General features: G+C 45.9%; 8 protein-coding genes. 5 read left to right on the plus strand and 3 right to left on the minus strand.

Annotated features, from left to right (window positions below; genetic code table 11):
• From AC4MRN_RS19040 to AC4MRN_RS19050, 3 genes are all read left to right on the plus strand, one after another.
• On the plus strand, positions 1-181 hold a 181-nt coding region (locus AC4MRN_RS19040; RefSeq protein ID WP_491204188.1), incomplete at its 5' end, for a hypothetical protein.
• A gap of 171 nt (positions 182-352) precedes the next feature.
• A complete protein-coding gene (locus AC4MRN_RS19045) occupies positions 353-718 on the plus strand; it encodes a hypothetical protein (RefSeq protein ID WP_073324671.1) in 366 nt (121 codons plus the stop codon).
• 119 nt (positions 719-837) lie between these two features.
• Positions 838-1341: a YqiA/YcfP family alpha/beta fold hydrolase gene (locus AC4MRN_RS19050; protein ID WP_073324670.1), complete on the plus strand. Its 504-nt coding sequence runs from the start codon at positions 838-840 to the stop codon at positions 1339-1341.
• Here AC4MRN_RS19050 and AC4MRN_RS19055 read toward each other — a convergent pair.
• The 3 genes from AC4MRN_RS19055 to AC4MRN_RS19065 all read right to left on the minus strand — a co-directional run bounded on the left by AC4MRN_RS19055 (position 1338) and on the right by AC4MRN_RS19065 (position 4388).
• Entirely contained in the window at positions 1338-2123 is a 786-nt protein-coding gene (locus tag AC4MRN_RS19055; protein ID WP_073324669.1) for a Clp protease/crotonase-like domain-containing protein, read from the minus strand. The two genes, AC4MRN_RS19050 and AC4MRN_RS19055, sit on opposite strands and share 4 nt — an antisense overlap.
• A 113-nt stretch (positions 2124-2236) precedes the next feature.
• Positions 2237-3433, minus strand: coding sequence for an amino acid aminotransferase (locus tag AC4MRN_RS19060; protein ID WP_491204189.1), 1197 nt, complete (start codon positions 3431-3433; stop codon positions 2237-2239).
• 187 nt (positions 3434-3620) lie between these two features.
• A complete protein-coding gene (locus AC4MRN_RS19065) occupies positions 3621-4388 on the minus strand; it encodes an NRDE family protein (protein WP_491204192.1) in 768 nt (255 codons plus the stop codon).
• A 144-nt stretch (positions 4389-4532) separates the two neighbouring features.
• Here AC4MRN_RS19065 and AC4MRN_RS19070 point away from each other — a divergent pair, with 144 nt between their 5' ends.
• Both AC4MRN_RS19070 and AC4MRN_RS19075 read left to right on the plus strand, forming a co-directional pair.
• Positions 4533-5153 carry a lysophospholipid acyltransferase family protein gene (locus AC4MRN_RS19070; protein ID WP_491204190.1) on the plus strand — a complete coding sequence of 207 codons (621 nt, stop codon included), beginning with the start codon at positions 4533-4535 and terminating at the stop codon, positions 5151-5153.
• Positions 5150-5729, plus strand: a 580-nt coding sequence (locus AC4MRN_RS19075; protein ID WP_491204191.1) for a PLP-dependent transferase, incomplete at its 3' end; no start/stop codon positions are given. The genes AC4MRN_RS19070 and AC4MRN_RS19075, both read left to right, overlap by 4 nt.

The following is a 5729-nucleotide window of genomic DNA, read 5'->3' on the forward strand; positions in this document are numbered from 1 at the left end:
TCAGGTAGTGATACCTATGGCAATTTCATTGGCGTTCGGTATTTTGTGTGCGACGGTTATCACCTTGCTGCTGGTACCTGCGCTGTACGTTATTCTAGATGACTTCCGTCAATTGTTCAGAAAGCCTACACGTGCGCAGGTAGGCTCTTCAACAGGTAACGACGAGATTATCGCAAAGTAAGCCATTGGGCTAAAAACACCGTGTTGACCTGGTTCGTTAGCACGGTGTTTTTTTATGCCATTTAAAAGTATTCGGTTTATTTTGAATCTAATTGGTCATTTGTTGCACATTTATGCTTGATTGCTGTCTAGATATACAGTACTGTATATCCAGACAAGTAAGAGGTGTGATATGAATACCGGATTAAAAACTATTGATGAACTTATACTGCGTCACGGTATTAAAACGGCTGAGTCACAAGACACGTTCCAGCAAGTAATGAATTGGAGCGGCAATGATCCTCGAGCCGCTCATTACAAACTGCCTTTTTGTTTTTATCAGTTGATCACCAACCTGCCGGCAACACAAAACGTGATACTCCATCATTTTTATTTGCCTCATCGCAAAGCCAGGTTGGCAAGCTTCCTGATAAATTCGCAAGGTAAAATCATTGAGCAGGTGTTTTATCAGCGCGACGCGAAGTACGTTAAAGCCAGTAAGAAATTACAGGCAATGGTTCAGCGAGCCTATTTAACTACGACAAGTGTAGCTGCATAACCCTCTGTTAAATATTGCGTTATTTTATTAATTCGCCTATTTAGGGTTATCGTAAGATAAATGTCATTGTTATTTAAATTTGATTGGCGATAATCGGTGTTCCATTAGGAGGAACATTCGTGAAAGTCTATTTTTCGCACGGCAAAGAAAGTGGCCCGTGGGGCACCAAAATTCGATTTTTAGCTGACATTGCCGAGGAAATGGGATGCCAGGTCGAAAGTATTGATTATTCGGCCACGCAAGATCCGGAAGAACGCGTCGCATTGTTAAAAGAGACGTTACCGGCTGACGAACCAGAAATTATTCTGGTCGGATCCAGTATGGGTGGCTATGTTTCGCTGGTAGCAGCAATGGAGTACGATGTGAAAGGCGTTTTCCTATTGGCGCCTGCGGTTTACATGCCAAATTATTACCAACAGGATTACCCGGTAAACTGTGCGGTATCCTGCGTTCATGGTTGGCAGGATGAAATTATTCCTGTGGAAAATGTACTGCGTTTTGCAAAAGCGCAGAGTGCCAGCTTACATTTGGTGCCCGGTGATCATCGCCTGAATGACTCACTGGATTTGATTGGTCCTATTTTTAAGCAATTTTTGTATAGTTGCCTTACAGATAAAATTTAATCCGCAAACGCGTTGGCTTCCCGTAAGGCATTGTTAAAGTTGCTGCGAAGGGTTGCTAATGTGTCTTGTTCAATATGGAAGATTTGAACGAACCGCTCACCGCCAGCCTGTGCCTCTAATTGACGATCCTCGAATTCAATTCGAAGGCCTAGTGATTTCAGTGTTTGTACGTCGTAACTGAATAACTCTGCATCGCGGCGTTCTATAAATCCAGGCATTAGGCCAATGGCTGTGATCATGTGATCCACGCCAATGTTACGAAAGAACTCAACCTCCCGCTGATACCATTTGTTCAGATACTGTTGATGCTCTCGTTGCCAATCTTTACCAGATAGCGTCAAAATAAATTTTGCGTAGACGGGCACTTCGAGCGAGCTGAAAACAGGCTGGAGAGCGCTGCCATGCCAACCAATCAGCCCATTTTTTTTTACAATGACAGTATTAGCGGCTGTCGCGATGTAATTGGCGCAAGAAGAAAAGCAATAATCATGTACTTCAACATCCAACTTGTGCTGGTGAACGATATTCCCAATGTCCATGCCACCGAATACATCTCCACCGTTACTGGTTATCTGTAATCGGGTAATAAAGTCGTTTTCTTTTATAAACTCCACAAACGCCCGTGCGTTTTTTGCCGAGGTTGGGCCATTGAAAATCACAGTGGAACCGTTAAGTGAAATAACGGGTGTAGTAGGTAATTCGATATTGCCAAGCGTGCTGCAGGCCGAAAGCAGAAATAATGCAGCTAAAAAAAGACATCTTGGAAAGCAGGTAATTTTCATCCATGTACCTTTGAATCAAATAATGACAGCTAAAATCCGTTTAGCGTTGAGTATGACTTGTTCGGGGTAAAAGTAACAAGCGCACTGAGTTCAGCACGCTTGTTTGAGCGATATTAAGCGTTTATGACTTTTACCATCGCTTTTGCCAAAGTGTCTACGTTAGCCAGGCTGATACCTGCAACGTTAACACGGCTTGAGTCTACAAAATAAACACTGTGCTCGTTACGCATCTTTTGTACTTGCTCAGGGGTGATACACAGGAATGAGAACATCCCTTTTTGGTCGTTAACAAAACTGAAGTCTTTCTGGGCGCCGTACTCAGCTAACTTGTTGACTAACAGTTCACGCAATGTACGCATACGCACACGCATTTCATCAACTTCATTTACCCACTCTTGTTTCAGCGCGTCGTCAGACAGGATAATGTCGACCAATGCGCCGCCGTAGCTTGGCGGCATGGAGTAAATACCACGTGCAACGCTCTGGATTTGGCCTTGGGCAATTTTACGGGTATTGTTGTCAGCACACACAATTGCAGCCAGACCAACACGTTCGCGGTATAAACCGAAATTCTTGCTGCAGGACGCTGCGATGATCACTTCAGGTAAGTTTTCACACAGCAAACGCACGCCATAAGCGTCGTCTTCCAGGCTATCGCCAAAGCCTTGATAAGCAATATCCACGAACGGTAGGAATTCACGCTCTTTAGCGACATTCATTACTTCCTGCCATTGAGCTTTGGTCAAATCTGCACCCGTTGGGTTATGGCAGCAGCCGTGAAGCAATACTACATCGCCTTTCTTAACCTGGCGCAAGCATTCCATCATGGCATCAAAACGAATAGACGCGGATGCTTTGTCGAAGTAGGGATAAGTTTCAATAGTCAGGCCCGCATTACCAATCAATGGAATGTGATTAGCCCACGTCGGGTCGCTTACCCATACTTTGGTGTCTGCATTCACACGCGTCAGTAATTCAGAAAGAATACGCAGAGAGCCACAGCCACCGGGTGCTTGTACAGCGGCAACACGGTCAGCCAGCAGAACAGGGCTCTGTGCACCTAGAATTAGCTGCAGCATACCGTCGATAAAACCCTGAACACCTTGTGGAGTAATGTAGGTTTTAGAAGTTTCACGCTCCAGCAGAACTTGCTGCGCTTTTGCTACCGCTGACAGAATAGGGGTATTGCCTTGTTCGTCCTTATAAACACCTACACCTAAATCAATCTTACTAGGGTTGCTGTCCTGCTTATACGCAGCAGATAAACCAAGGATAGGATCCGGGGCAAGTTGGGGTAGCACTTCAAACACGATATGTCCTCACGATTTCATTAGTCAAGGTTATCACGGGCTGAAAACGGGCCTGCTGATAACAATAAAAATTGCAGCGCAATTGCGCCGATGCGTTATAGGCATTGTATGCTAAACGGGCGTGTTAGCACAGGTTGCGCATTATGCCACTATCGAGATCAAATACGAATAGAAAATCATCCTAAAATTAGGCTGATTTCCAACTAAAGTGTTGCATTTGGTCTGGTATTCCCTCGGCGGAATAGTGACATTCATACCAATTTACGTTTTGTGCCTGATCCACGAGTAACACCGTCGAGCTGCGCGTACCGTATTCAGGGGTACGGATGAAGATGGAAGACAAGGCTTTTTCCCATTCAAATGAGACGCCGGTGTCAGGTAACTGATTGTCCTGTGCCTGAGTTGGATCGCGCAGCAATGTAAACAATCGATCAACATCCAGTATGCGTGTGTCCTGTATATATTGTTGCAGGGCTTCGGTTCCCCTCAGCGCTTTTGGCCAGGGCGTATTCAGTGACGCATTCGATAATCCGTGCACACCCGGTCCTAAAAAGGCGTGTTGTTTGGTTTCGCTGTTGAACACAGCAAGGTGCCGGTAATGACCAAATAAAAAATTGAATCCGTTGTATTGGTCTGCAGAAGACTTCAGGGTTTCCAGGTGCCGGCCGGTTAACGGTTGGTCAGTCAGATAGTCAACGACCAGTTCACCCCGTGTTTTCTTGCTGTCACTGTGAGCACCCGGGTTGCGAATATTGGTAAGTGCTGCGATATGGCCGTTACGCGTAACGCCCATCCAGGTGCCTCCAGCAGATAAATCCTTACCTGCCAGCATATCCGGGTGGGTATGCCAGAATGAGGAAGGGGCAGTCGGACGAGCGTAAAACTCGTCACGATTTGCCGCAATAATAAGCGGATAATCAGGATGCTGTTGTACCGCAGCAAAAATAATACACATGCTACAACCCGGCAAACGTTGCCATAAGGTAAATTCAGGCTTCAAGTGTAACGAAATCGCCCTGGTATCTGTAGCGAGAATGCGCCGAACTTTAACAATTATGCTAGGATTGGGGCTGAATAATCATAATTATAAAGGTTAACTATGCACGATAAGCAGTCTTTTGCGTGTTATTCATTGCCTGACAAAGTGCCCTCCAGAAAACCGGGATGGTTCGGTCGTTTATGTCGCTGGTGGCTGGACAAACGCGGATGGAAAATTGATGGGCAAATGGCAAACCAGCCTAAAATGGTTATAGCTGTGGCGCCTCATACGTCTAACTGGGACTTCATCATTGGTGTGGCAGTGATGTTTGCACTGGGTATACGGCTGTCATTTTTTGGGAAACACACCATTTTTACGCCGCCGCTGGGCTATTTTATGCGCAAGATAGGCGGCATACCTGTAGAGCGCAGCCAAGCGCATGGTGTGGTGCAAAGCATAGCGAAACAGATTAATAATGCCGATGAGCTTGTGTTGGCGCTGGCACCTGAAGGAACAAGAAAAGCGGTATTCCCCTGGAAAAGCGGCTTTCTTTACATTGCGCAAACCGCTAGAATCCCCATTCAATGTGTAGGATTGGACTATCGACGCAGAGCGTTGGTGTTTGGTCCGGTTCTTACCGTATCCGACGACTTAGCATCATCAATGGACGCAATTTACTCGTTTTATCGCACCATTGATGCCAAGTATCCACAGCAAACAGTAACGGAGCCCAACGCGTGACAAAACTGGGAGTAACCACCCGTCAGATTCATGCTGATCGCCTTTTGAATCAGCCTACAGACGGTGCAGTGCATAGCAGTACTACAAATTCAGTTCTTTTTGAATTTAAACAATCACAAGATTTAGTGGATGTGTTTCAGGGTAAAAAAGTAGGGCACGTATATTCGCGTTCTTCGTCTGGCTCTGTCGTTGCACTGCAAAATATGGTTGCGGATTTGGAAGGCGGACTGACCAGCGTTTGCTTCGCAACGGGTATGGCTGCAATCACCAGCACGTTTTTGTCGCTGTTCAAAGCGGGTGACCACATTATTGTGAGCCAGTACTTGTTTGGCAACACTCGTAGCTTTATGGACACGTTGCAGGATTTCGGAGTGGAACTTACCTTTGTAGACGTGACCTCTATACAGGATGTGATTGCAGCGAAACAACCGAATACGCGGGCAGTGTTTTCTGAAACGATTGCTAACCCGGTGACACAGGTATCTGATGCCCGTGCGATTGGGCAGTGGTGTGAAGAAAATAACTTGCTGTTCATGGTAGACAACACTATGACACCGCCTCCGGCGTTTGACGCAA

Source organism: Marisediminitalea sp. (assembly GCF_984433645.1).